Raw genomic sequence first — 23,227 nt, forward strand, 5'->3', positions numbered from 1 at the left:
GCGACCGATTCAGCACGCCCTGTCGTGGAAATGGACAGAAAATGTCATGAATCGATCGCGTCCGGCACGAATGCACCACGCGCCCGTCCGGCTTTGTGATCACAACACCGCCGTCACCAGCAGCCCCGCCACAATCAGGCCCAGCCCGGCCATGCGGGCAAGGCTGATCGCTTCGTGCTGGAACAAAGCGCCGATGATGGTCAGCGTCACCATGGCAAGCGCCGTCACCGCCGTATAGGTCAAACTGAGCGAATACACCCGGATCGCCGCGACAAAGGCCGACAGCAGCGCAACCGCGCTGATCACCGCCAGCCACATCCAGCCCGAGGTCACGATCGACCAGATCAACGCCCGCGCGCCCGATGTGTCCAGCCCCTGCCCTGCCTTTTTCAAAAACAGGTTCAGCGCGACATTGGACGATGCCGCAATCACGATCAACAGCCAGTGGTTCATAACTCGCGTTCCTTCGATGTCAGGGCGGCCAGCGTCACCGCCGCCATCACCGCGATCAGGGCGGAACTGGGCATGTGATACCGGTCTTCGGCCACGACAATGACGTGAATCGCGGTGAAATAACCCCACAGCGCCACGGGCGGATTGAACAGCGCGGCGATAATCCCCCGCCGCCGCGCCAGAACCACGATCCCGGCCAGCCCGCCTGCCAACATCAAAAACCAGTATCCCGTGGCCACGGCCTTGGCCGCCTGAACGCCGGTGTCGCCGATCATGCGGGGCAGCGCCGGGTTCCAGACCACGCCAATGGTTTCGCGATTGTGCAGCTGCACCATTTTCCGCCCCAACAGACGCAGCGCATCGCCCGGATTTTCCCGGATATAGCTCAGCGCCTGCGCCTTGAGGTAATCGGCGCGTTCGATTTCGGTCATCGTCGCGACCTCGGGCGGCAGGGAGGTATAACCGCCATGGCTGCCCGCATGGTTGCCCATCCAGAAATTCGGCCCGAAATTCGTGGACATCATCACCGGCGCGCCCATCACGCGGTCATTGCGCATCGTCCACGGCATCGCGACCAGCAGGATGACCAGCACGGCAATCGCCGCCTGCAACGCCGTGATGCCAAAGGGGCGCAGCCCCCGCGCCAGATCGACCAAGGCCAGCGTCACCGGCACCAGCAAAATCACTGGCCGGATATAGGCCGCCGCCCCCCAGACCAGCCCCGCCAGCAGCAGGTTGACCATGTGATGACCGCGCGGACGCTGCCAGAAAAACAAGCCGCCTAAGGTCAGCGCGATAAAGAACAGCTCGCTGGACAGGATGCTGGTAAAGATAATCAGGTTCGGCCAGAACGCGACCAAGGCCAAGGCCCAGATCGCCACCCGGTCCCCGAACCACCGTGCCGCCAGATGATGCGTCAGGGTCAGGATCATCAGCCCCGCAATCAGGTTCAGCACCACGATACCCGCAAAGCCATCCGTCACCAGATAGGTCAGCGCCGCCAGCCCCGATGTGCCGACCGCCCAATAGGCCGATGGCTTATCCGCCGTCCAGCCATAGACGCCGTGATCCACGATGGTGCGCGCAAACTGGTGATAAGCCCAACTGTCCGAGACCGGCTCGACCGGGACCAGCAGCCCCCAGAGAATACGCAGCGCCATGCCTGCGGCCAAAATCACCCAATAGGTTTTCTGCCGATCCGTCATGGCTGGCCCCCGATTGCCGAAAGAACAAACAGGCCAAACATCATCAGCGCGCACAGCACGCTGGCCCGGTCTTTGAACGTAAACACGATGGGGTCATCGGTCATATAACCGCGCCGCGTCATCAGCTGCATCCGGCCCAGCCACAAAAACAGCACCGGACAGACCAGCAGCAACAGATCGGGGCGGCCGAAATGGGTCTGAACCTCTTTGTCCTGCGAATACAGCGCGAAAACCAGCACCGCCAATTGCGACGCGCCGACCGACATGGCTTGCAACACCGGCAGATCGCTGACCAGCATATTGCGCCCCGCCGGTTTGTCACCGCCGCGCCGGGCCAGATCCTCCAGTTCTGCCTGACGCTTGATCGCGGCCAGGGCAAAGAACAAAAACATCGAAAACACCAACAGCCAGGGCGACAGAACGATCCCCGTGGCCGCGCCCCCCGCCACAATCCGCAGGGTGTAAAGCGTCGCCAGACTGATGATGTCCACCATCATCTTACGCTTCAGCCAGAAGGAATAGGCCGAGGTCGCGACCAGATACATCAGCAGCACGCCCAGAAACGTGGCGGGCAACAGCAGCGCCAGCAGCAGCGACACCCCCAGCAGTCCCGCCGCCGCCGTCAGCCCCTGCACCGCATTGGCGGACCCCGCCGCAAAGGGGCGGCGGCATTTGCGCGGATGGGCGCGATCGGATGGCAGATCGACCAGATCGTTCAGGATGTAAACCGACGACGCCGCCAGCGAAAAGCACAGCATCGCCAGCAACGCGACCGGCAGCGCCGACAGGTTTTGCGCCGTCAGAACCGGCAGCAAAATCAATAGGTTCTTGACCCATTGATGCGGGCGCGCGGCCTTGACCAATGCGCGCAGAGGGCCGGGGGCGTCGGTGGTGATCTCGGTCAGGTTCAGACCGTCAGCCGCTTTGCGCGTGGCCGCGTTCAGCCGCACGCCATAGCCCCGCCGCGCCGCGGCCCAGACCGGCAGATCGGTGGCGCTGTCGCCGATGTAATCAAAGCCCCGCGCGCCGAAACGGGCGGTCAGAAAATCCGCCTTGGCCTGCCCGCGCAGGTTCTGGGGCGCATCCGCGTGGCCCGTGCCAACGGCCAGATCAAACAGCCCCAGATGCGCGGCCACGGCCTGCACCTGACGATCATCCGCCGCGGACACCAGCCCCACCACGCGCCCATCGGCCCGCGCCTGTTCGATCATCGCAATCACCGCATCGTCATAGGGCAACAGCGCCGGGTCCAGCACATGACGATCCGCGATTTCGCGTTTGAACGCGGCTTTGCCCGCGCCCAGCCATCCCGGCAGACGCAGCAGGTCCGCAGGCCGGGCGGCGGCCAGCCCCAGCACCCCTTCGTGCAGGGTGTCGGTGCGGCACAGCGTGCCGTCCAGATCCACGATCAAGGGAATATCACGGTCAGGCAGCAATTCGACAGCCATAACACCTCACGAAGATAACAAAAAACAACAGGCCTGATCGCAACTTGCGCGCAGACATACCGCGATGCCCTCAGTCCTGCAACGAAAACATCCCAGCCCGCCGCGCGACGTGCAGAACTGTCACAATCGGGCCGTTCGCGGGATTTCAGACCACAAAGCGCATAAAAATCATGGTTGTAGTGATTAATTAATGTTCAACCTATGCGTGTTATACGCTAGACAGCGTCCAAAGACAGACGGGCCTTGTGCGCGCGGACCGGTCGGCCGTCCTTTTGATGCCGGGGCGCGCTGATTTTTGTAAGATTAAGAACGCGATTTTCTATGGCCGCGAATTATTACGTTATCCAGACCGGGACGCCTGCGCCGAACCTGTTCGGCACCCCGTATCAGGGTTACACGATTCGCACCGTCACGCAGATGAATCAGGCCTATACCTGGGCGGGCGGGCAGCGTGTGGCGGCGGGCGATCATGTCGTCGTCGATGGATCGGTGCGTGAAAACCTGTGGCTGAACCCGGCGGGCGGGACCACGACCGGGTTTCGCCTGAATGTCACGATTCTGGACAACGCCAACAGCTTTAAGGTGGATGTCGGCACCGCATCGCAGCTGAACTTTACCCGCCCCAATTTGCAGGTCGATGTGACCGGCACCGCACCGAATGTGACTATCGGCGGCGACGGGCGGATGAACAGCCTGACGGTCACGCTGGACGACGGCACGGCGATTGGCAACATCTCGGGCGGCAATGGCAATGATCAGGTCACCATCGGCACCGGAGCCACGGCGCGCAACATCAACCTGAACAGCGGCACCGACCGGATCATCAACAACGGCACCATCGGCGATGTTGATATGGGCGGAGGGCTGAGCGGCGTTGCCACCTATACCGCAGGGCCGGGCGCAAGGGCGGGCCGGATCGGCGCCTCTGGCCGCGAATTATCGGTCGATCTGGCCGACGGCGCCACAACCGGCAATATCGCATTCGTCACCGGCGTGGTCGATGCGCGGCTGACCCTGACCACGGGCGAAAACGCGACGCTTGGCAATATCCGCGCGGCCCAAACCGCGCTGAACTCGGCCAGCCAGATCACGATTGGCGACGGCTCGACCGTGGGGGATATCGGCACCGGCGACAACAACTCGACCGGCGGCCATGACCGCATTATCCTGGGCGCGCGCGTCACATCGGGCAGCATCCGAACCTATAATGGGCAGGATGTGATCGAAATCGGCGACGGATCGCGGGTCGAGGGCGACATCGTCACCCGGCTGGGCAGGGATACCATCACCATCGGCGCGGATGTGCGGATTCTGGGGCGGATTGAATCGGGCGACGGCATCGACCTGCGCCCCGGATTTGACCGCGACCGCATCATCATCGGCGACCGCACCCATATCGGGGACCATATCTATACCGGCTGGGACAGCGATTATGTGGAACTGGGCGACGCCGTGACCTTTGGCGGGCGTGCAGTGGGGGCGGATGCGCAGGTCTTTACCTCGGGCGGCAGCGACACCATCGTGGCGACCGGGAACGGCAATTATCGCGTCAATACCGGGATCGGCGACCCGGACGAAGACATTCTGATCGTGCAATATCGCGGCAGCGCGGCCCCTTTGCGCAACGCCCTGATATCGCAAGGCTTTTCGCAGCGCGCCACCAGCCCCCATGGCGAAGGCGTCTGGTCGCGCGGCGAAAATCAGCGCTTTGTCTATAACGGGATTACCTATGAAAATGTGGATTGGGTCCGGATCGAGCCGGTCTGCTTTGCCGCAGGCACTCTGATCGACACCGCCCACGGCCCCGTCGCGGTCGAGGATCTGACCCCCGGCGATCTGGTCCACACGCGCGATCACGGCCTGCAACCGGTGCGCTGGGTCGGCGTCAGCCCCATGGCCGCGCGACAGCTGCGCGACGCGCCGCAATTCCGCCCCATCCGCATTCGCGCGGGGGCTTTGGGGCCGGGGATGCCGGCGCAGGATCTGGTCGTCTCGCCGCAGCATCGCGTTCTGGTGCGGTCCAAAATCGCCCAGCGGATGTGTGCCAGCCCCGAAATTCTGGTCGCGGCAAAGCAGTTGCTGGCCGTGGATGGGATCGACATTGCCACCGACGTGGCCCACATCGTTTATGTCCACATCCTGTTTGACCAGCACCAGATCATCCGGTCGAACGGAGCCGATACGGAATCGCTGTTTACCGGGCCGCAGGCGCTGCGGTCGATCGGTGCGGCGGCGCGGGATGAATTATTCGCGCTGTTTCCCGACTTGCGCCTGCCGGGGTTTCGGCCAGCCCCCGCGCGTCTGCTGGTTCCCGGACGCCTGGCCCGCCGTCTGGCGCAGCGTCATGCCGACCGGGGCAAAATGCTGATCACCTGACCGGCGCGTCAGCCATCTGGGCCTGCACATCGCGGATGGTCTGATGCAGCCGTTCGGCCAGCGGCGTCAGCGGGCGGCGGCGCATATATAACAGGAAATAGGGCGCGACCTGCGGCACGCCGGGAATGGTCAGCGTGGCCAGCCCCGCGCCGATGGGCGGCACAATCAGAAGATCGGTCATTTCCTGCGACACCGGCGCAATCGCATCCGTCGCCGCCAGATAGGCAATCGTAAACACCAGCGACGATGAATGAACGATATTGGACGGTTCGGCCAACCCATGAGCGGCAAAGGCGTGCAGGGTGGTTTCGCGGATGGGGGCGCCGGGATGCTGCAAGATCCATTCGCAATCACGCACCTGCGCCAGCGTCAGATCGCCGCGCCCGGCCAGAGGATGCCCGCCCCTGACCAGAAAGCTGGGCGTTTCCCCCTGCATCGGCGTGATGTCAAAATTGGTCGTGTCAAAGCCCGGCAGCAACCGGCTGATCGCAATGTCAATCTTGCCCGACACCAGATGCGACAGCAGATCGGCGGATGGCAGCACCTCGACCTGAATATCGGCGGCGGGGGATTGCGCTTTGACCTGACGGATGGCGGCGACCAGAAACCGGATGGCCGCGCCGCTGACCGCACCGATGCGCACCACGCCCCCCATCCCCTGACGCAGCGCCACCACGTCATCATTCAGCCGGTCCAGTTCGTGCAAAATCACCGCGCTGCGCCGCAGGGCAAGCGCACCCGCCTGCGTCGGTTCCAACCCGCGCGGATGGCGCAGAAACAGGGGCGCGCCGATCTGGCGTTCGATATCGGCCAGCATCCGCGATGCGGCGGGCTGGGTGATGCCGCAATCGGTGGCGGCCAGCTGCAATTGGCCATGCCGCCCGATGGCGCGCAGCAGGCGCAGCTGCGCGGGTTTCATCAGAGGCGGCCGAGACATACCAATTCCGTTATCCTGTTTGCGCTAAAATGCATTTTACCAACATGGCCGGGTCTTGCTAGCAAAAAACATTCGGCGCTCGCGCCGACAACTGGGAGCGATAATATGAAAATCAAAACGACACTGGCCGCCCTGACGATGGGCGTCAGCCTGCTGGCCACTCCGGTTCTGGCCGAAACCGTGGGGATCTCGATGCCGACGAAATCCTCGGCCCGGTGGATCGACGACGGCAACAACATGGTCAAACAATTCGAGGCCGCCGGTTACAAAACCGATCTGCAATATGCCGAAGACGATATTCCCAACCAGCTGGCGCAGGTCGAGAATATGATCACCAAAGGCGTGGACGTGCTGATCATCGCCGCCATCGACGGCACCACGCTGTCGAACGCCTTGGCCAATGCCAAAGCCGCCGATATCAAAGTCATCGCCTATGACCGCCTGATCCGCGGCACCGGCGACGTGGATTATTACGCCACCTTTGACAATTTTCAGGTCGGCGTGCAGCAGGCCAACACGCTGGTGCAGGGTCTGAACGAACGCTTCCCGGATGTGAAACCGTGGAATGTCGAACTGTTCGGCGGCAGCCCGGACGACAACAACGCCTATTTCTTCTATGACGGCGCGATGTCGGTGTTGCAGCCGATGATCGACGCGGGCGACATTGTCGTGCAGTCGGGCCAGACGGGCATGGACCGCGTCGGCACGCTGCGTTGGGACCCGGCGACCGCGCAGGCACGGATGGATAACATCCTGTCGGCGAATTACACCGACAAACAGGTGAACGCGGTTCTGTCGCCCTATGACGGGCTGTCGATCGGCATTCTGTCGTCGCTGAAAGGCGTCGGTTACGGTTCGGGCGATCTGCCGATGCCGATCGTGTCGGGTCAGGACGCCGAAGTGCAGTCGATGAAGTCGATTCTGGCCGGCGAACAATACGCCACCATCTTCAAAGACACCCGCGAACTGGCCCGCGTCACCGTCGGCATGGTGGACGCCATGCTGAAAGGCGGCGAGCCGGAAATCAACGACACCGAAACCTATGACAACGGCGTCAAGGTCATTCCCGCTTACCTGCTGGAGCCGGTGGCCGTGGACGGGTCGAACTGGGAAGAAATCCTGATCGAATCCGGCTACTATACCAAAGACCAACTGCAATAAGATGGCCGGGGCCGCCACTGCGCGGCCCCCTCGCTTTGGGGCGGTTCATGACAGACACAGACATCCTGCTGGAAATGCGGGACATTATCAAAACATTCCCCGGCGTTCGTGCGCTGGACGGTGTGAACCTGCGGGTCCGCGCCGGTGAAATCCACGCCATTTGTGGCGAAAACGGCGCAGGAAAATCCACGCTGATGAAGGTGCTGTCGGGCGTTTACCCCCATGGCAGCTATGACGGCGAGATTCTCTATGACGGGAAAACCGCGCAATTTCAGTCGATCCGCGACAGCGAAGATCAGGGCATCATCATCATCCATCAGGAACTGGCCTTGGTGCCGCTTCTGTCGATTGCCGAAAACATCTTTCTGGGCAATGAACGCGCGCAAGGCGGCGTGATCGACTGGACCGAAACCTTCCGCCAGACCGAAACCCTGCTCGGCAAGGTCGGCCTGTCGGAAACGCCGGGAACGCAGGTCGATAAGCTGGGCGTCGGCAAACAACAGCTGGTCGAAATCGCAAAGGCGCTGTCAAAAGACGTGCGCCTGCTGATTTTGGACGAACCCACGGCGGCGCTGTCGGAATCCGACAGCCGCGCTTTGCTGGATCTGCTGCTGGAACTGCGCGCGCAGGGCGTCACCTGCATCATCATCAGCCACAAACTGAACGAAGTGCGCGCCGTGGCCGACAGCGTGACCGTCATTCGCGACGGCGCGACCATCACCACCATCGACGCGCGCACCGAACCCGTGACCGAGGACGCCATCGTGCGCGCCATGGTCGGCCGCGACATGGCCAGCCGCTATCCCGACCGTCCGCGCCGCGCGGGCGACACGGTGTTTGAACTGCAGAACTGGAATGTCTGGCATCCCGAACAGGCCGAACGTCAGGTGATCCGCGATGTGTCGCTGACCATCCGCGCGGGCGAAGTCGTCGGCATCGCCGGGCTGATGGGGGCAGGGCGCACGGAACTGGCCATGTCGGTGTTCGGGCGCAGCTATGGCCGCAACATTTCGGGGCAGGTGCGGATTCACGGGCAGGCGGCGGACACCTCGACCGTGCCGCGCGCGATTTCTGCGGGCCTTGCCTATGTGACCGAAGATCGCAAAACGCTGGGCCTTGTGCTGGACGAACCCATCCTGCGCAACACCACGCTGGCCAATCTGGGCGGCGTGGCGTCGCATGGCGTGATCGACGATGGCCGCGAAACCGAAATCGCCGAAGGATACCGCCGCGCGCTGAACATCCGCACGCCGTCGGTGACGCAGCGCGTCGTCAACCTGTCGGGCGGCAATCAGCAAAAGGTCGTGCTGGCCAAATGGCTGTTCACCACCCCCGAGGTGCTGATCCTTGACGAACCCACCCGCGGCATCGATATTGGCGCGAAATACGAAATCTATAACATTATCAACGATCTATCGGCGCAGGGCAAAGGCGTTCTGATGATCTCGTCGGAACTGCCCGAACTCTTGGGCATGTGCGACCGGATCTATGTGATGAACGAAGGTGCTTTTGTGGGCGAACTGGCGGCGCAGGACGCGACGCAGGAACGCATCATGTCGATGATCGTGACGGAATAAGGGGGCAGCCATATGGCTCAGGCCGCACAAAAAGAAGGGATCGGCAGCTATCTGATCCGCCATCTCCGCGAATACGGGCTGTTGTTTGCGCTGATCGCCATCATGATCTTTTTCCAGATCGTGACGAATGGCACGCTGATGCGCCCGGTCAACATCACCAACCTGTTTTTGCAAAACAGCTATATCATCATCATGGCTTTGGGGATGCTGCTGGTGATCGTGTCGGGCCATATCGACCTGTCGGTGGGGTCGGTCATGGGCTTTATCGGGGCCTTTGCGGCGGTGATGATCGTCAGCTGGGGCCTGCCGGTAGGGATCGCGGTGCCGGTCTGCCTGCTGATGGGCATGACGGTGGGCGCGGTTCAGGGCTATTTCATCGCCTATTGGAAAATCCCATCCTTTATCGTGACGCTGGCGGGGATGCTGGTGTTCCGAGGCGCGTCGCTGTGGCTTCTGGCCGGTCAGTCGATCGGACCGTTTCCGGGCAGCTTTCAGGCGCTGTCCACGGGGTTTGTGCCGGATATCTTCGGCTTTATCCCGGCGCTTTTGGGTCTGGATCGCGGCAATGGCACGGCCTTGGCGGCGGGCGTCATCGCGGCTTGCCTGATCGTGTGGATGGGGCTGAAAGGCCGCGCCCGCAACGCCCGTTACGGGATCGAGGGCGAACCGCTGGGCCTGTTCTGGGCGCGCACGGCGATTATCTCGGCGGCGCTGATGTTTGTGACGTGGAAATTGTCGTCGTTCCGGGGCCTGCCGAATGTGATGATTTCCATGGCGGTGCTGACGGTGGTCTATGCATTCATCACGGAACGCACGACGATTGGCCGGCGCATCTATGCGGTCGGCGGCAACGAAAAGGCCGCGAAACTGTCGGGCATCCGCACCGAACGGCTGACCTTTCTGGCCTTTGTGAATATGGGCTTTCTGGCGGCGCTTGCCGGCCTGATCTTTGCCGCGCGGCTGAACACGGCCACGCCCAAAGCGGGCTTTGGCGTGGAACTGGACGTGATCGCGGCGGTGTTCATCGGCGGAGCGTCCATGTCCGGCGGCTCGGGCCGCATCATCGGAGCCGTGGTCGGCGCGTTCATCATGGGCGTGATGAATAACGGCATGTCCATTCTGGGGATCGGCATTGATTATCAACAGATGATCAAAGGCATGGTCCTGTTGGCCGCCGTGTTCTTTGACGTGTATAACCGCAGCAAAGGCAGCTAAGCCCCTCGGCTCAACCGCACCAAACCACAAACCTGCCACGCCGACGCGCGGCAGGTTTTTTCATGCGCCAACCACATCACACACCCCGCCTCTTTCATCTTGGCCCAAATATCCCGGGGGTCCGGGGGCTGGCCCCCGGCCTTTCCCGTCGAACGCCCACCCCCATGGGGCTGGCCCCCGGCGCCATCCCCCCAAAAAACCCGGCCACAAAAAAACCGGCGCCACATAGGCGCCGGTTTCATCTTTACATCATCCCCAGCAATCGCGGCAGGAACAGCGATATGTCGGGTATGTATGTTATCAGCCCCAGGAAGATCAGCGCCGTGAACAGCCAGGGCAGGGCGGCTTTGCTGACCTCGGTCAGGCCCAGACGCGAAATGGCGGACCCGACATAGAGGTTCAGACCCACAGGTGGCGTGCAGAGCCCGATCTCCATATTCACCACCATCATGATGCCGAAATGCACCGGATCCACGCCCAGATGGACGGCCACCGGGAACAGGATCGGGGCCATGATCAGAACGATGGCGGACGGCTCCATCACCATGCCGATCAGCAGCAGGATGATGTTCACCATCAGCAGGAACCCGATTTTGCCCAGACCCAGATCAACGATCCAAGCCGACATGGCTTGCGGGATCTGTTCGCTGGTCAGGATGAAGGCAAACATCACGGCATTGGTGATGATATACAGCAGCATCGCCGACATGGCGGCCGATGACAGCAGCACCCGCGGCACATCGCGCAGCTTGATGTCGCGATAGACCCAGACCGCAATCACAAAGGCGTAAACGGCGCTGACGGCGGCGGCCTCGGTCGGGGTGAAAATCCCGCCATAGATGCCGCCCATGATGATGACGATCAGCATCAGCCCCCAGACGGATTCGCGAAACGCCTGCCAGCGTTCGCGGAAACTGGCGCGCGGCATCCGCGGATAGTTGTTCTTATAGGCCCGCCAGAAGGTCGTGGCCCCCAGCATCGACGCCAGCATCAGCCCCGGAATCACGCCCGCCATGAACAGCGTGCCGATGGATGCCGACATGACCGGCTGACCATCGGGACCGAACGCCATCATCCCGGATGTGGCAACCGCATACATCACCATCACAATCGACGGCGGGATCAGGATGCCCAGACCCCCGGCGGTCGCAATCGACCCCACGCCGAATTGCGGCGGATAGCCCTGTTTGACCATGGCCGGAATCAGGATCGACCCCACGGCCATCACGGTGGCGGGCGACGACCCGGAAATCGCGGCAAACAGCGCACAGGCCAGAACCGCCGCCATGCCCATACCGCCATACCAATGCCCGACCAGAGACGTCGCAAACCGGATCATCCGTTTCGCCACGCCGCCATGCGTCAGGAAATTGCCCGCCAGAATAAAGAACGGAATCGCCATGATTTCGAACTTTTCGATGCCGGTGAACAGCTTCAGCGCGATGCTGTCCATGGGGATATTGGTAAAGGCGAACAGAAAGCTGAACACCGTCAGACCCAGCGCAATCGACACCGGCATCCCGGTGATCAGCAGAACCGACAGGATCGCAAAGATAATAAGTGCGGTCACGATTTGCCCTCCGCCGCGATTTCGGCTTCGTCTTCGATGCCGTCCACGGAACCGTGGTCGTGGTGAACGATGACGCCGGTGGTCAGGAACAGATGCAGCGCCTGAATAAAGCGGAAACACATCAGCGCCGAGCCGATGGGAACCGCCAGATAGATGATCCACATCGGCCATTCCAGATCGGGCGACACCTGCCCGCCCAGCCGCACATGCCAGACAAATTTCGTGCCGATCCATGTGATGATGGCGGTGAAGATAATCCCGCCCGACATGGCAATCGCCGTCATGATCGTGCGCGCCCGCCCCGTCAGGCGTTCCGACAAAACGTCAACGCCCACATGGATGCCGATGCGCACGCCGTAAGCCGCGCCGAATTTCGCCATCCACACGAACAGGTAAATGCACAATTCCTGCGCCCAGTTCAGCCGGATCCCGCTGAGCCAGCGATAGACATCGCGGGCATAGGCCATCAGTTCCGGCATGTCATTGGCGCGGGCATAGCGCACCAGATCCGCCGACCATCCGGCGGTAAAGCGATGCGTCACCGCGACAAAGATGACCAGCACCGCGGCGGCCATCAGCACGGAAATCAGGATCTCTTCGATCCTGTCGAGAATGCGGAGCATCCGCCAGTCCCCCTTGATTTTTTATGAAATACGTCTGGCATTTCGCCATGGGGTGGCCGGACCGGGCGCGCCGGTCCGGCGGGTGTTTTATTGACCGCGCGCCGCCGCCGACACGGTGTCGATGGTCGCCTGACCAATGCGTTTGGCCGAATCCGCCCAGACCGGCATCAGTTCATCGACCCATTCCTGACGTTCCTCAGCGGTCAATTCATAGAACACGGTCGTGCCGGCGTCTTTCATCGCTTGCAGGTGGTTGTCGTTTTCCTCTTTGGCGATGCTGTTGGCGTAATCGGTCGCGTCATCCATGGCGCGGTCCAGATCGGCGCGCACATCGTCGGGCAGGTCGTTCCAGAATTTGCTGTTCACGATCACCGCATAGCCCAGATAACCGTGGTTCGACACGGTGGCGTGTTTCTGAACCTCGTTCATTTTCTGGGTATACATGTTCGAGGGCGGGTTTTCGGTGCCGTCCACAACGCCGGTTTGCAGCGCCTGATACACTTCGGAAAACGCCAGAACCTGCGGCAGCGCGCCCAGGGCCCGCATCTGCGATTCCAGCACTTTGGACGACTGGATGCGCATTTTCAGGCCCAGAAAGTCGTCAACCGTATGCAGCGGGCTGTTGGCCGACATGACCTTGAACCCGTTATCCCAATAGGCAAGGCCGGTGATGCCCTTATCGGTCAGCTTGGCCAGCAATTCTTCGCCTGCGGGGCCTTTGGTCACGCGATGCAGCGATTCATAGTCGTCAAAGATAAAGGGCAGGTCGAACACCTCGAATTCCGGCACGCCCAGAGGGCCGAATTTCGCCAGACTGGGGGCCAGCATCTGAACCGCGCCCAGTTGCAGGGCCTCCAGCTCTTCTTTGTCTTTATACAGCTGGCTGTTGGGATAAACCTCGATGCTGACGCGGCCATTGGTGTATTCTTCGGCCAGTTCCTTGAACCGCTGCGCGCCTTTGCCTTTGGGCGTGTCGGGGGCGACAACATGGCTGAATTTGATCACGATGGGATCTTGCGCCAGCGACGGCACCGCCGACAACACCGCCATCATCGCCGCCGCACCGGCGAATTTCGCGGCTTTCTTCAGATTGAACATGGTTTCCCTCCTGTTGGTCCGGCGCATGGGCGGACATGATTTATGCCGCCATCATTGCGCCGCAAAATTCCCCCGCGCAAGTGTCACAAAAACGTGACACAAGGCATCGGGCCGCCCCGATATCACGTTTTTGGGAACTGCTTGGGCGGCAGAGCGTTTTAGCGGGTAACTTACCGCGATCGCAAGGACATTCCCCATGACGCAGACCTTTCCCCTGACCCCGAAAATCACCCTGACGGCCCTTGCGCTGACGCTGCCATTCATGGCGGCCCCGGCGGCGGCCGACCGTTGCGGCGATGTGTCGATTGCCGAAATGAACTGGGCGTCGGCGGGGCTGGCGGCGTGGGTCGATAAGATTATCCTGGAAGAAGGCTATGGCTGCAACGTCGAACTGGTGACCGGCGACACCATGCCGACATTCACGTCGATGAACGAACGCGCCCAACCCGACATGGCCCCCGAATTATGGGTGAACGCGGTCAAGGAACCGCTGGACGCCGCCGTGGCCGAAGGCCGCATCATCATCGCTGCCCCGGTGCTGTCGGATGGCGGCGTCGAAGGCATCTGGATCCCCACATGGCTGGCGGAACAGGAAAACATCGTGACGCTGGCCGATGCTTTGGCGCGGCCCGACCTGTTCCCCGGCGCCGATGACGCCAGCCGGGGCGCGTTTTTCGGCTGTCCGTCCGGCTGGGCGTGTCAGCACATCGCGCGCAACCAATATCTGGGCGCAGGCGCGGATGAAGCCGGGTTTGACCTGATCGACCCCGGTTCGTCGGCGGGCTTGGACGGGGCGATCGCGCGGGCCTTTTCGCGTGACGAAGGCTGGCTGGGCTATTACTGGGCGCCCACGGCCATTTTGGGACGTTACGACATGAAGCGGCTGGATTTGCAGGCCGAACATGACCGCGAACGCTGGGACAACTGCATGGTGCAGGCCGATTGTCTGGACCCGCAGGTGACCGAATGGCCGACATCGGATGTTTACACCGCCGTCACCGCCGAATTTGCTGATAAGGCCGGTGTGGCCATGGATTACGTCCGCGCGCGACAATGGACCAACGACACCGTGAACGACATGCTGGCATGGATGGTTCAAGGGCAGGCATCGAACGAAGACGGGGCCTATTATTTCCTGGAAAACCACCCGGAATTGTGGACGCAATGGGTATCGCCCGAGGTTGCGGACCGCATCCGCGCCGCGCTGTAATCCCCCCAACAGGGCGGCTGGGAATAGACCGAAAGCAGATGATGCACCGCTGCAATTGCCCGCAGCGCCGGGACAGACAGATCAGGCGTTCTCATGAATATAATGCGCATCGCAACCTCGATCTTCTGTGCATAAATATCCCGGGGGCCCGGGGGCTGGCCCCCGGCCTATCCCCGCCGAGCCAGCTTAGCCGATGACCGTAACGGACGGGGCCATCTGGCCCCGTCGCCCATTCCCGCATCAGGAGAATCCCGTTGGATTTCCACGACTTCCCACAAATGAGCCGCGGCGATCTGCGCGCCTTGCGCCAGACCATCGACGGCGCGTTCCGCGATTTCACCCGTGTCTGGGGCGAACCGCTGGAACAGATGTTCAAGCCGCTGCAATCGCTGCTGATTTTTATTGAAAACCTGCTGATCAACAGCCCGTGGATCGTGGTTCTGGCGGTCTTTGCTGCGATGATCTGGGGCATGTCGCGCAATTGGCGCATCGTTCTGGGCAGCGTGCTGGCGATGATGGCGATTGGTTATCTGGGGATGTGGGATGACACCATGCGCACCATTGCCATGGTCGTGGTCTGCACGCTGGTGGCGATTGTCGTGGGCATCCCCATCGGCATCATCATGGCGCGGTCGAACCGCACCAATGCGGTCGTGACGCCGGTTCTGGACATGATGCAGACCATGCCCAGCTTCGTTTACCTGATCCCGGTGGTGATGATCTTTGGCCTTGGGCGGATTCCGGGGGTGATTGCGGTGGTGATCTATGCCATCCCGCCGATCATCCGGCTGACCAATCTGGGCATCCGCCAGGTCCCCGCCGATGTGTTAGAGGCGTCCGAGGCGTTCGGATCAAACGCATGGCAGAAACTGCGCGATGTGCAATTGCCGCTGGCGCTGCCCACCATCATGGCGGGCGTGAACCAAACAATCATGATGAGTCTGGCCATGGTCGTGGTGGCCTCGATGATCGGGGTGCGCGGTCTGGGTCAGCCGGTGCTGCAAGCGATCAACAACCAATATTTCACGCTGGGCATTATGAACGGGCTGGCCATCGTCGCCATTGCCATCATCATGGACCGCGCCACGCAAGCCTATGGCCGCCGTCTGCAAAAACACCAAGAGGCCGGCCATGACTGATCCCGCCATCCTGACCGATAGCACCGATCACGATCTGCATATCCGCAATCTGTATAAGATTTTCGGCCCCCATGGCGAACGCCATGTGCAGGCCGTGCGCGACGGCATGTCGAAAACCGAACTGAACGACCGGTTCAATCATGTTCTGGGCCTGCATGACATCAACCTGACCATTCCGCAGGGGCAGATCACGGTGATTATGGGCCTGTCGGGGTCGGGGAAGTCTACGCTGATCCGCCACATCAACGGGCTGATCGCGCCGACCGCCGGGCAGGTGCTGTTTCAGGGCCAGGACGTCGCGCAGATGACCGCGCCCGAATTGCGCGCCTTCCGTCGCCGCAAAACCGCCATGGTGTTTCAGAAATTCGCCCTGCTGCCGCATCGCACGGTGCTGGAAAACGCCACCTATGGGCTGGATATTCAGGGCGTTGCCAAAGCGCAGGCCCGCGACACCGCGCGTCACTGGCTGGACCGTGTGGGCCTGTCGGGGTTCGAAGATCGCTATCCCCGCCAATTGTCCGGCGGGATGCAGCAGCGCGTCGGTCTGGCCCGCGCTTTGGCCAATGACGCGGAAATCCTGATGATGGATGAGGCGTTTTCGGCGCTCGACCCGCTGATCCGCGTGGATATGCAGGGAATTTTGCTGGAATTGCAAAAGGAACTGCACAAAACCATCATCTTTATCACCCATGATCTGGATGAGGCGCTGCGTCTGGGCGACAAAATCGCTGTGCTGCGTGACGGCGCACTGGAACAGGTCGGCACCCGTCAGGACATCGTTCTGCGCCCCGCCAATGACTATGTCGCCCGTTTCGTGCGCGAGGTGAACCGCGGCCGCATCATCCGCGCCGAAACCGTCGCCTATCCGCTGCCCGACGGGCAGGACATGCCCGATTTCGTGGTCCGCGCGCGCAATGAACTGGATCTGGTCGCGCGGAATATGACGCGGGCGGGGGTATCTCGTGGGCGGGTGGTGACCCGTGATGGCGCATTGGTCGGGATTATTGATCTGGCGACGATTTTGGACGCCATGGTCAATCCGGCGGAAGTCGAGAGCGAGGATTGAATGGATAGCTGCCCGGGGGTTTCACACCCCCGGACCCCCGTGGGATATTTGGGCCAAGATGAAAGGGGCGGGCGGAATGGGAAAACCGGCGCGGGGGGTGCGCCGGTTTTGTTGGTTTTTGGGGGTGTCAGGCGCGGGCGCGACGGCGCAGCGCGATCAGGCCCAGACCGGACAGCAGCAACAGGCCGCCGGCAGGCAGCGGGACCGGGGCGAGTGCGGGGATGCCTTCGGCCATCAGCGCCACGTCGTAGCTGGTGCCGCTTTGCAGGGCTGACAGGGGCGTGTCGCCCACGGCGTCAAAGAAGAACAACGTCAGTTTGATTCCGGTGCCGAAATCAGCGGCGCGCGTGCCGGTCATGCCGCCAAAGACCAGCGTCAGCAGATCGGTTCCTTGCGTGATCGACACCAGATCGGCCGTCACCAGATTGCCGGTGCCGTCGAACAGCGCAAAGATGCCACTGGCCGTCCCCATCGGGTCGGCCAGTTCAAAATTAAACGCCAGATCGGTCGTCAGATCGCCCTGATAAGCGAAATCCATGGCCACGCTGGGCGCGTCCCAGATCATGACATCACCGACATCGGCAAAGCTGACATAATCAGCGGTCGCCAGCGGGGCGTCGATCACCGGAACGGTGGCGGCTTGGGCAGAGGACATCCCCATCGGCAACAGCGCAATCAGGGCAGCGGCAAGATAACGAAACATTGGTGTATCCTTGTTAATGCGTTCTTAGGCAAAGGCGAACGGGTTGTCGTAGTCGGTCAGGATGGTCAGGTTATCCACCGTCACACCCGCGCCGCGCACATAGATGGCGTCATGCGCGCCCAGCGGATCGTTCAGATACACGACCACTTGCGCACCGGCCTGTTGGATCGACGCGACCTGAACCCCGTGACCCAATGCGATGCTGTCCACGCCGACCTCATAATCCATGATGGTGGACCGTTCGCGGATGCCGTTCAGGGCTTCGTCCCCGAAATAGAACGTGTCGGCCCCGGCGCCACCGGTCAGCATGTCGAAATTGCCGCCCGCGCCCACAATCAGATCGTCGCCATCGGTGCCGATCAGGTTGTCGCGGCCTGCGGTGCCGATGATCAGGTTCAGGTCCGGCTCGGGCAGGGCGTCGATCACGGTGTCATCGCGATAGAGCAGGTTCTGGATCCGGTCGTCGCTGCCATAGGCACCATCGGCCTGATCATAAGCGGTTTCCGGCGTGGCAAAGAACGCCGCCAGATATTCGGCAAAGGCATCCTGTTCGGTGCCGTTATCGGCGAAGGTCGCCGCGCCGTCGCGTTCGCCCGCCATGGCGTCAGCCAGATCGACGCGGTTCACGCCCGCCCCCTGCGGGAAGGGGTAACCGTCGCCGCCATCGGCCATAAAGCCCAGCGTCACGACCCGCACCGTCCCGGCGGCATCGCCCACCAGCGACCCGTTCACAACCAGCACATCCAGATCGGTGCCGTCGGCGTCGGTGATCGCGGCGCTGACGATGCGATCCCCCGCCGCGCGCATCGGGTCAAAGCTGAACTGCACGCCCAAGACTTGGGCAAACTGACCCGCCGCCGCCGGGGCTGCGGCAACGGCGTGTTCCAGCACCGCGACCAGCTCCGCCCGCGTCAGCGTCAACAGCGACAGCGCGTTGTTGAACGCCAAGGCGGTTTGAATATCGGTCTGGCTGATGCCGCCTTCGGGTTTCACGATATTGCCCGCGCTGTCGCGGATTTCGCCATTCGGACGGCGTTCATAATCGGTGCCGCCAGCGGGAACCACGATTTCCCCGATGGATGCGCGGATACCGCCGCCGTTTTTGATCGACACGGTGACCGTTTCGTCAAAGCCTTGGGCATAGGCCAGATTCGCATCCGCCGTCAGGTTGCCCAGATTGGTTTCCTGCGTGCGCACCCCGTCAGGGTTGCCATCCGCCGCCACGCCCGCACGGTTGCCGTTCAGATAGACGTTGGAAATACCGAACACGTTGCTTTCGGTGGCGATGATCTGCGCCTCGATTGCGTTGACGATCGCCTGAACCTCGGGGTCGATCATGTCGCCCGCGTTCAGGTCCAGAACGCCCTGATCGTCGGTGGCATAGGCACCCGACACAGTCGCGTCATAGCTGTCGGCGATGATCCGGCCGTTTTCATCGAAATCCAGAACCAGACGGCCAACATATTTGTAATTGCCATCCGTGTTCACAACGGCGGTCGTGTGGCCGTCTTTGTCACTGACAAAGATCGGATAGGTGCCTTGGGCCACGTCGCCGTCAATCAGGCGGTCGTTTTCGTCCATCAGACGGGTGTTGGACCCGCCCGCGATGATCACATCCACATCCGACAGACGCGAGGCCAGTTCCAGCTCAATGCTCAGCACCTGCATATGGGTTTGAACAATGATCTTGTTCAGGCCGGGATTGGCGTCCAGCAGGCTGTTCACCTCGGCCTGAATGATGTCGGCCAGGGCGTCCAGTTCGGCATCCGTGGGGCGCGTTCCTTCCCAAACCGGGGAAATGGTCACGCCGCCCGCCGACGAAATCCGCGCCAGCGTCGGCGTGGTTGCGCCCACGATGCCCAGCATCTCGCCATCGTTTTCAACCACGATGGAACTGGTGATGCTGCGCGCCATCGGGGCCTGACCGCCTGCAACGGCCAAGGGCGCCAGATTGGCGTCGGTGGTCACATCCAGATTGGCCGCCAGATAGGGCATATCGGTGCCGGTAAAGTCGCGCCCTTCCAGCGTGCTGCCGACCAAGGCGTTGAAATTGGCCGGGGCATTGCCGCTGATCAGATTGGCCAGAACGGCGGTGCCTTTGTCAAATTCGTGGTTGCCCAGCGTGATCGCGGTCCAGCCCAATTCGTTCTGGATCTGCACATCCGCGATGCCGCCATAGCCGAACACCGCCGCCGATGCGTCATAGAACACGCCCGGAATGAACGCATCGCCCGAGGACAGGCGGATAGTCCAATCCGCGACCGCCTGCATTTCCAAGGCGTTCATGACGGCGGATGCGTTCGGAGCGTAGCGGATCGACGATCCGTTGCCCTCTTGATCCGACATATGCAGGATTTCCAGCGTATAGGTGACCGGAGCCACGCCGAAATCCAGACCAAAGATGATCGGGTCATGGTCTGACGCGCGGTAAATATCGCCCGTCATCAGCGACCCGTCGCGGCCAAAGTCCAGATTGTAATCAAACGCATCGGGTTCATCGGCGTTGATCGCGAAATGCGCCGCGCCCGTCACGAATGGCATCAGCGCCGCGTTCGCAATGGCGTAATCCAGCGTGCCGGTCATGCCATCGAACACATAGCTGTGGCCGCCCGGCTCAAAGGCCGTTCCCAGATCGGTCATATCGTCGGCGGTGCCGATGATGCCGTCGGGGCCTGCGATCAGGTTCTGGATCGCGTCCTCTTTGTAATAAGAATTCAGGTCGCCCAGAACGACGACCTTATCTTCGCCGGTGCCGGTCGGGTCGGTGCCGATCCAATCGACCAGTGCCGCCGTGGCATTGGCGCGGATGTTCGCGTTGTTGCCCTGACCATCGCCCATATCGCGATCACCCAAGGCGATCGACCCTTTGGATTTCAGGTGGTTGACCACGGCGGTAAAGCTTTCGCCGCTGGCTTTTTCGGTAAAGGTCTGCGCCATGGCCGGGCGCTGAATCCCGGTGGTCAGGAACCGTTCATCCACCGATTCATCCAAGTAAGCGACGTTGCCCTTCAGCTCGATGGTGTCCAGATTATAGATGAACGCGTTCTTGATCGCATCGCCCGCAATGGGGCCGTTCTGCACGTTCAGCATCGGGCCAGCATCGACATAGCCCCAATTGCCGCCCGCCGCATTCAGGGCCGAGGTCAGCGCGATCAGCGACGCCGAACCCGACGGGTCGTTTTCGATTTCCAGCAGGCCGACCACATCCACGCCCATGGCGTTGATTGCGGCGACCAGTTTGGTTTCCTGCCGTTCAAATTCGGCCAGATTGTTCGCGCCACGCGGCGACAGGTTGTTTGCGGGGCCAGTGGTGCCGGTCAAGGTGGTAAAGTAATTCAGCACGTTGAACGCCGCGACCTTGACCGTGCCGCCGACCTCGGGGGCGGTTTCGGGGCGCGGGTTCATCTGGATCAACTGGCCGTCGGTCGGCTGATGGATGCGGTATTCGGGGCGTTCGCTGGATGCGGCGCTGTCATGGGAAAACGACATAACGCCGGTCAGTTCGCGATACACATCGCCCATGCGGAACTGTTTGCCCGCGGCCAGAACGCCGCTATTGCCCAGAAACGGCACCTGCAATTCGGCGGGGTTCTGCACATTCGATCCGTCATCCAGAACCAGCGACCGGGCCGCCACGTCTTTGCGGAATTGGTCCCAGCCTTCGACGCTGGGGTCGTTCGTTTGGGTAAAGGTCGGAATACGCCCGTCCGAGGTCAGGCGGATCGTGCCGAAGCGGTCCAGTTGGAACAATTCGCTGACGGTCATATCCTGCGGGATGGTGACGCGCATCCCTTCATACATTTCCAGATTGGCGACGTAATCGCCTTTGGAATCCAGCAGCACGGTGGCGGTCGGGAATTCAATGACGGTGGCCGAGGGCAGGTCCTGATCCACGGCATCCACGGTCACGGCATCCGCATTTATGCGGGTTTCGCCGCCGACTTCGGCCACGCGGCCCTTGACCGTGACCAGATCACCGACCTGCACATCGGCGGTTGATGCGATAAACACACCTTCGGAGGTATAGGGGTTGTCGTCGGCGTCGGCGTCCTCTTCCTGAATGTAAAACCCATTCAGGCCCGGCATCAGTTGCGTGACAACCGCCTGCACGCGCACCAGTTCGTTCAGCAGCGGGCTTTCGTCGGCCGCCCCCGGCACGCCGACCAGTTCGCCATCCGCCAGATTGGTTTCGCCCTGCACGTCATGGATAAACACCGCGCGATAGGCGTCCACATCCACAGCATAGGTGCCCGCGCGCGGGTTGTTGATTTCGGCGTTGTTGTTGAAATCCGCGATGATGAAATCGGACGCCTGACCCGTCGAAACGCCGTCCTGAACCCGGATCGCCCCGGCGGGCAGGAAGGTGCCATCCGGCCCCACCACGGGCGCGCCGAACTGGAACACCGGGCCGCTGTCGCCGCCGCGAATGCCGATGGCGTCGGTCACAACCTCGGCCCCCGTGACGCGGTTGCCGGTCAGCGACGCGGTTTCCACCAAAGCCACGGTGTAGCTGCTGTTTTTAATAAAATCGCCGGGGATCGAGGCGTTCGCAATCACGCCATAGGTCGTTTCGGCCAGTGCATTGGCGATCAGGAAAAACCCGTTATCGCCGATGATATGGTCGGCGCTCAGGTCCACACGCCCGTCAATCCGGCCGTTATTCGCGCCGCTGCGCGATTCGGTGATGATGATGCTGAACCCATCCAGCGACTGCCCCGGCTGGCCGATCAGTTCGATAAATTCGCTGTCCGGGCCAACGGTGGACCCCAGCACTTTGTTAATCAGCAGAGCTTGCGGCGCGGTATGGGCGGCCAGCGGAAACGGCACAGGCGCGGTCGCGTTCGACGTGGTGTTGTCCAATGCGTTGATGCCCGAAAACGACCATTCGTTGATGTCAAACACCGGGCTGGGCTGGCTGCCCGGATGGCGCGCAGCCCAGCCATCCATGTAATTCCACGCAATCGCGCCGGAATGGGTCGCCTGACCAAATTTGTCGGCCAGCGTGCCGTTCAGAAACAATTCAATCGCATCATCGCCATTGATCGCCGCCGCACGCGCGCTGACGAAATCAGGGGCAAAGCCGAAAAATTCGGTAAAGCGCGGCGCTTCGCTGGCCAGATACAGATGCGTTCCCCGCGCGACCGACACCGCCGGGAAGGTAAATTCGATCCCGTCCGATCCGGTGCCGTTATTGGCCGATCCCACGCCATAGACCGACAAATCGGCAATGTCGTTTAACGCATAAAATTCAATCGCTTTTGGGGTTCCGCCGGTCAGGGGACCATCAACGACGCCGGTAATCATCAAATTCGACATGTGTTTGCCTCAGCACAGGGTGGTGTCTTTACAGTGGTTAACCCTGTTTCGTAACGGTTCCGTTACAGGGATAGGGTGGTGCTGAGGAGAGAGCGCCGGGGGTTTCACACCCCCGGACCCCCGTGGGATA

16 protein-coding genes and 1 pseudogene are annotated in these 23,227 nt (G+C 61.7%); 7 read left to right on the forward strand and 10 right to left on the reverse strand.

Annotation, left to right across the window (positions count from 1 at the left end):
* Window positions 1-99 precede the first annotated feature (99 nt).
* The 3 genes from Q4G20_RS05960 to Q4G20_RS05970 are packed head-to-tail and all read right to left on the reverse strand — an operon-like array spanning window position 100 to window position 3,106.
* The gene (locus Q4G20_RS05960; protein WP_303342482.1) at window positions 100-453 is read right to left on the reverse strand and encodes a hypothetical protein; all 354 of its coding nucleotides are present in this window, start codon (window positions 451-453) and stop codon (window positions 100-102) included.
* A complete protein-coding gene (locus Q4G20_RS05965; protein ID WP_303342483.1) occupies window positions 450-1,658 on the reverse strand; it encodes a glycosyltransferase family 39 protein in 1,209 nt (402 codons plus the stop codon). The genes Q4G20_RS05960 and Q4G20_RS05965 overlap by 4 nt, the downstream gene beginning before the upstream one ends.
* Window positions 1,655-3,106 carry a UbiA family prenyltransferase gene (locus tag Q4G20_RS05970; RefSeq protein WP_303342484.1) on the reverse strand — a complete coding sequence of 484 codons (1,452 nt, stop codon included), beginning with the start codon at window positions 3,104-3,106 and terminating at the stop codon, window positions 1,655-1,657. Before Q4G20_RS05970 ends, Q4G20_RS05965 begins: the two co-directional genes overlap by 4 nt.
* 321 nt (window positions 3,107-3,427) lie before the next feature.
* On the opposite strand from Q4G20_RS05970, the gene Q4G20_RS05975 reads away from it, so the two are divergent.
* Complete coding sequence (locus Q4G20_RS05975) at window positions 3,428-5,482, forward strand: Hint domain-containing protein (RefSeq protein WP_303342485.1); 2,055 nt, start codon at window positions 3,428-3,430, stop codon at window positions 5,480-5,482.
* Here the strand turns inward: Q4G20_RS05975 and Q4G20_RS05980 are convergent.
* Window positions 5,475-6,419 (reverse strand): LysR family transcriptional regulator, encoded by a 945-nt coding sequence (locus Q4G20_RS05980; protein WP_303342486.1) that lies wholly within the window; start codon window positions 6,417-6,419, stop codon window positions 5,475-5,477. The genes Q4G20_RS05975 and Q4G20_RS05980 overlap by 8 nt on opposite strands.
* Before the next feature lie 105 nt (window positions 6,420-6,524).
* Between Q4G20_RS05980 and chvE the strand changes: the two genes are divergently transcribed.
* Genes chvE through mmsB form a run of 3 tightly spaced genes read left to right on the forward strand, consistent with a single transcriptional unit; the run spans window position 6,525 to window position 10,372 of the window.
* Window positions 6,525-7,580, forward strand: coding sequence for a multiple monosaccharide ABC transporter substrate-binding protein (chvE, locus tag Q4G20_RS05985; RefSeq protein ID WP_303342487.1), 1,056 nt, complete (start codon window positions 6,525-6,527; stop codon window positions 7,578-7,580).
* A gap of 47 nt (window positions 7,581-7,627) precedes the next feature.
* Entirely contained in the window at window positions 7,628-9,157 is a 1,530-nt protein-coding gene (gene mmsA / locus Q4G20_RS05990) for a multiple monosaccharide ABC transporter ATP-binding protein (RefSeq protein WP_303342488.1), read from the forward strand.
* A 12-nt stretch (window positions 9,158-9,169) separates the two neighbouring features.
* Window positions 9,170-10,372: a multiple monosaccharide ABC transporter permease gene (gene mmsB / locus Q4G20_RS05995; protein WP_303342489.1), complete on the forward strand. Its 1,203-nt coding sequence runs from the start codon at window positions 9,170-9,172 to the stop codon at window positions 10,370-10,372.
* A 244-nt stretch (window positions 10,373-10,616) separates the two neighbouring features.
* Here mmsB and Q4G20_RS06000 read toward each other — a convergent pair whose 3' ends face one another.
* The 3 genes from Q4G20_RS06000 to Q4G20_RS06010 all read right to left on the reverse strand — a co-directional run bounded on the left by Q4G20_RS06000 (window position 10,617) and on the right by Q4G20_RS06010 (window position 13,663).
* On the reverse strand, window positions 10,617-11,942 hold the full coding sequence (locus Q4G20_RS06000) for a TRAP transporter large permease (protein WP_303342490.1): 1,326 nt from the start codon (window positions 11,940-11,942) through the stop codon (window positions 10,617-10,619).
* Window positions 11,939-12,565, reverse strand: coding sequence for a TRAP transporter small permease (locus Q4G20_RS06005; RefSeq protein WP_303342491.1), 627 nt, complete (start codon window positions 12,563-12,565; stop codon window positions 11,939-11,941). The genes Q4G20_RS06000 and Q4G20_RS06005 overlap by 4 nt, the downstream gene beginning before the upstream one ends.
* An 87-nt stretch (window positions 12,566-12,652) precedes the next feature.
* Window positions 12,653-13,663, reverse strand: coding sequence for a TRAP transporter substrate-binding protein (locus Q4G20_RS06010; protein WP_303342492.1), 1,011 nt, complete (start codon window positions 13,661-13,663; stop codon window positions 12,653-12,655).
* A 196-nt stretch (window positions 13,664-13,859) separates the two neighbouring features.
* On the opposite strand from Q4G20_RS06010, the gene Q4G20_RS06015 reads away from it, so the two are divergent.
* On the forward strand, window positions 13,860-14,873 hold the full coding sequence (locus Q4G20_RS06015; protein WP_303342494.1) for an ABC transporter substrate-binding protein: 1,014 nt from the start codon (window positions 13,860-13,862) through the stop codon (window positions 14,871-14,873).
* Between the two features lie 11 nt (window positions 14,874-14,884).
* Here the strand turns inward: Q4G20_RS06015 and Q4G20_RS06020 are convergent.
* Window positions 14,885-14,983 (reverse strand): annotated as a pseudogene (locus Q4G20_RS06020) (methionyl-tRNA formyltransferase); the annotation flags it as partial.
* A 168-nt stretch (window positions 14,984-15,151) separates the two neighbouring features.
* Here Q4G20_RS06020 and Q4G20_RS06025 point away from each other — a divergent pair.
* Both Q4G20_RS06025 and Q4G20_RS06030 read left to right on the forward strand, forming a co-directional pair.
* Window positions 15,152-16,012, forward strand: a complete 861-nt coding sequence (locus tag Q4G20_RS06025) for a proline/glycine betaine ABC transporter permease (protein WP_303342670.1) — start codon at window positions 15,152-15,154, stop codon at window positions 16,010-16,012.
* A complete protein-coding gene (locus tag Q4G20_RS06030; RefSeq protein WP_303342495.1) occupies window positions 16,005-17,078 on the forward strand; it encodes a glycine betaine/L-proline ABC transporter ATP-binding protein in 1,074 nt (357 codons plus the stop codon). The genes Q4G20_RS06025 and Q4G20_RS06030 overlap by 8 nt, the downstream gene beginning before the upstream one ends.
* A gap of 127 nt (window positions 17,079-17,205) precedes the next feature.
* On the opposite strand, the gene Q4G20_RS06035 is transcribed toward Q4G20_RS06030, so the two are convergent.
* Together Q4G20_RS06035 and Q4G20_RS06040 are read right to left on the reverse strand one after the other, a co-directional pair.
* Window positions 17,206-17,781: a hypothetical protein gene (locus Q4G20_RS06035; RefSeq protein WP_303342496.1), complete on the reverse strand. Its 576-nt coding sequence runs from the start codon at window positions 17,779-17,781 to the stop codon at window positions 17,206-17,208.
* A gap of 24 nt (window positions 17,782-17,805) precedes the next feature.
* The gene (locus Q4G20_RS06040; RefSeq protein ID WP_303342497.1) at window positions 17,806-23,097 is read right to left on the reverse strand and encodes an ExeM/NucH family extracellular endonuclease; all 5,292 of its coding nucleotides are present in this window, start codon (window positions 23,095-23,097) and stop codon (window positions 17,806-17,808) included.
* Window positions 23,098-23,227: the final 130 nt, after the last annotated feature.

The sequence above is a fragment of the Paracoccus sp. (in: a-proteobacteria) genome (assembly GCF_030538495.1).
GTDB lineage: Bacteria > Pseudomonadota > Alphaproteobacteria > Rhodobacterales > Rhodobacteraceae > Paracoccus.

Bases quoted from the DNA above. Each gene is read 5' to 3' on its own strand.
- Q4G20_RS06015 (WP_303342494.1), top strand. From the start codon at position 13,860: ATGACGCAGACCTTTCCCCTGACCCCGAAAATCACCCTGACGGCCCTT.
- Q4G20_RS06030 (WP_303342495.1), top strand. From the start codon at position 16,005: ATGACTGATCCCGCCATCCTGACCGATAGCACCGATCACGATCTGCAT.
- Q4G20_RS05965 (WP_303342483.1), bottom strand. From the start codon at position 1,658: ATGACGGATCGGCAGAAAACCTATTGGGTGATTTTGGCCGCAGGCATG.
- mmsB (WP_303342489.1), top strand. From the start codon at position 9,170: ATGGCTCAGGCCGCACAAAAAGAAGGGATCGGCAGCTATCTGATCCGC.
- Q4G20_RS05960 (WP_303342482.1), bottom strand. From the start codon at position 453: ATGAACCACTGGCTGTTGATCGTGATTGCGGCATCGTCCAATGTCGCG.
- Q4G20_RS06035 (WP_303342496.1), bottom strand. From the start codon at position 17,781: ATGTTTCGTTATCTTGCCGCTGCCCTGATTGCGCTGTTGCCGATGGGG.
- mmsA (WP_303342488.1), top strand. From the start codon at position 7,628: ATGACAGACACAGACATCCTGCTGGAAATGCGGGACATTATCAAAACA.
- Q4G20_RS05980 (WP_303342486.1), bottom strand. From the start codon at position 6,419: ATGTCTCGGCCGCCTCTGATGAAACCCGCGCAGCTGCGCCTGCTGCGC.
- chvE (WP_303342487.1), top strand. From the start codon at position 6,525: ATGAAAATCAAAACGACACTGGCCGCCCTGACGATGGGCGTCAGCCTG.
- Q4G20_RS06005 (WP_303342491.1), bottom strand. From the start codon at position 12,565: ATGCTCCGCATTCTCGACAGGATCGAAGAGATCCTGATTTCCGTGCTG.
- Q4G20_RS06040 (WP_303342497.1), bottom strand. From the start codon at position 23,097: ATGTCGAATTTGATGATTACCGGCGTCGTTGATGGTCCCCTGACCGGC.
- Q4G20_RS06010 (WP_303342492.1), bottom strand. From the start codon at position 13,663: ATGTTCAATCTGAAGAAAGCCGCGAAATTCGCCGGTGCGGCGGCGATG.
- Q4G20_RS06025 (WP_303342670.1), top strand. From the start codon at position 15,152: ATGAGCCGCGGCGATCTGCGCGCCTTGCGCCAGACCATCGACGGCGCG.
- Q4G20_RS05975 (WP_303342485.1), top strand. From the start codon at position 3,428: ATGGCCGCGAATTATTACGTTATCCAGACCGGGACGCCTGCGCCGAAC.
- Q4G20_RS05970 (WP_303342484.1), bottom strand. From the start codon at position 3,106: ATGGCTGTCGAATTGCTGCCTGACCGTGATATTCCCTTGATCGTGGAT.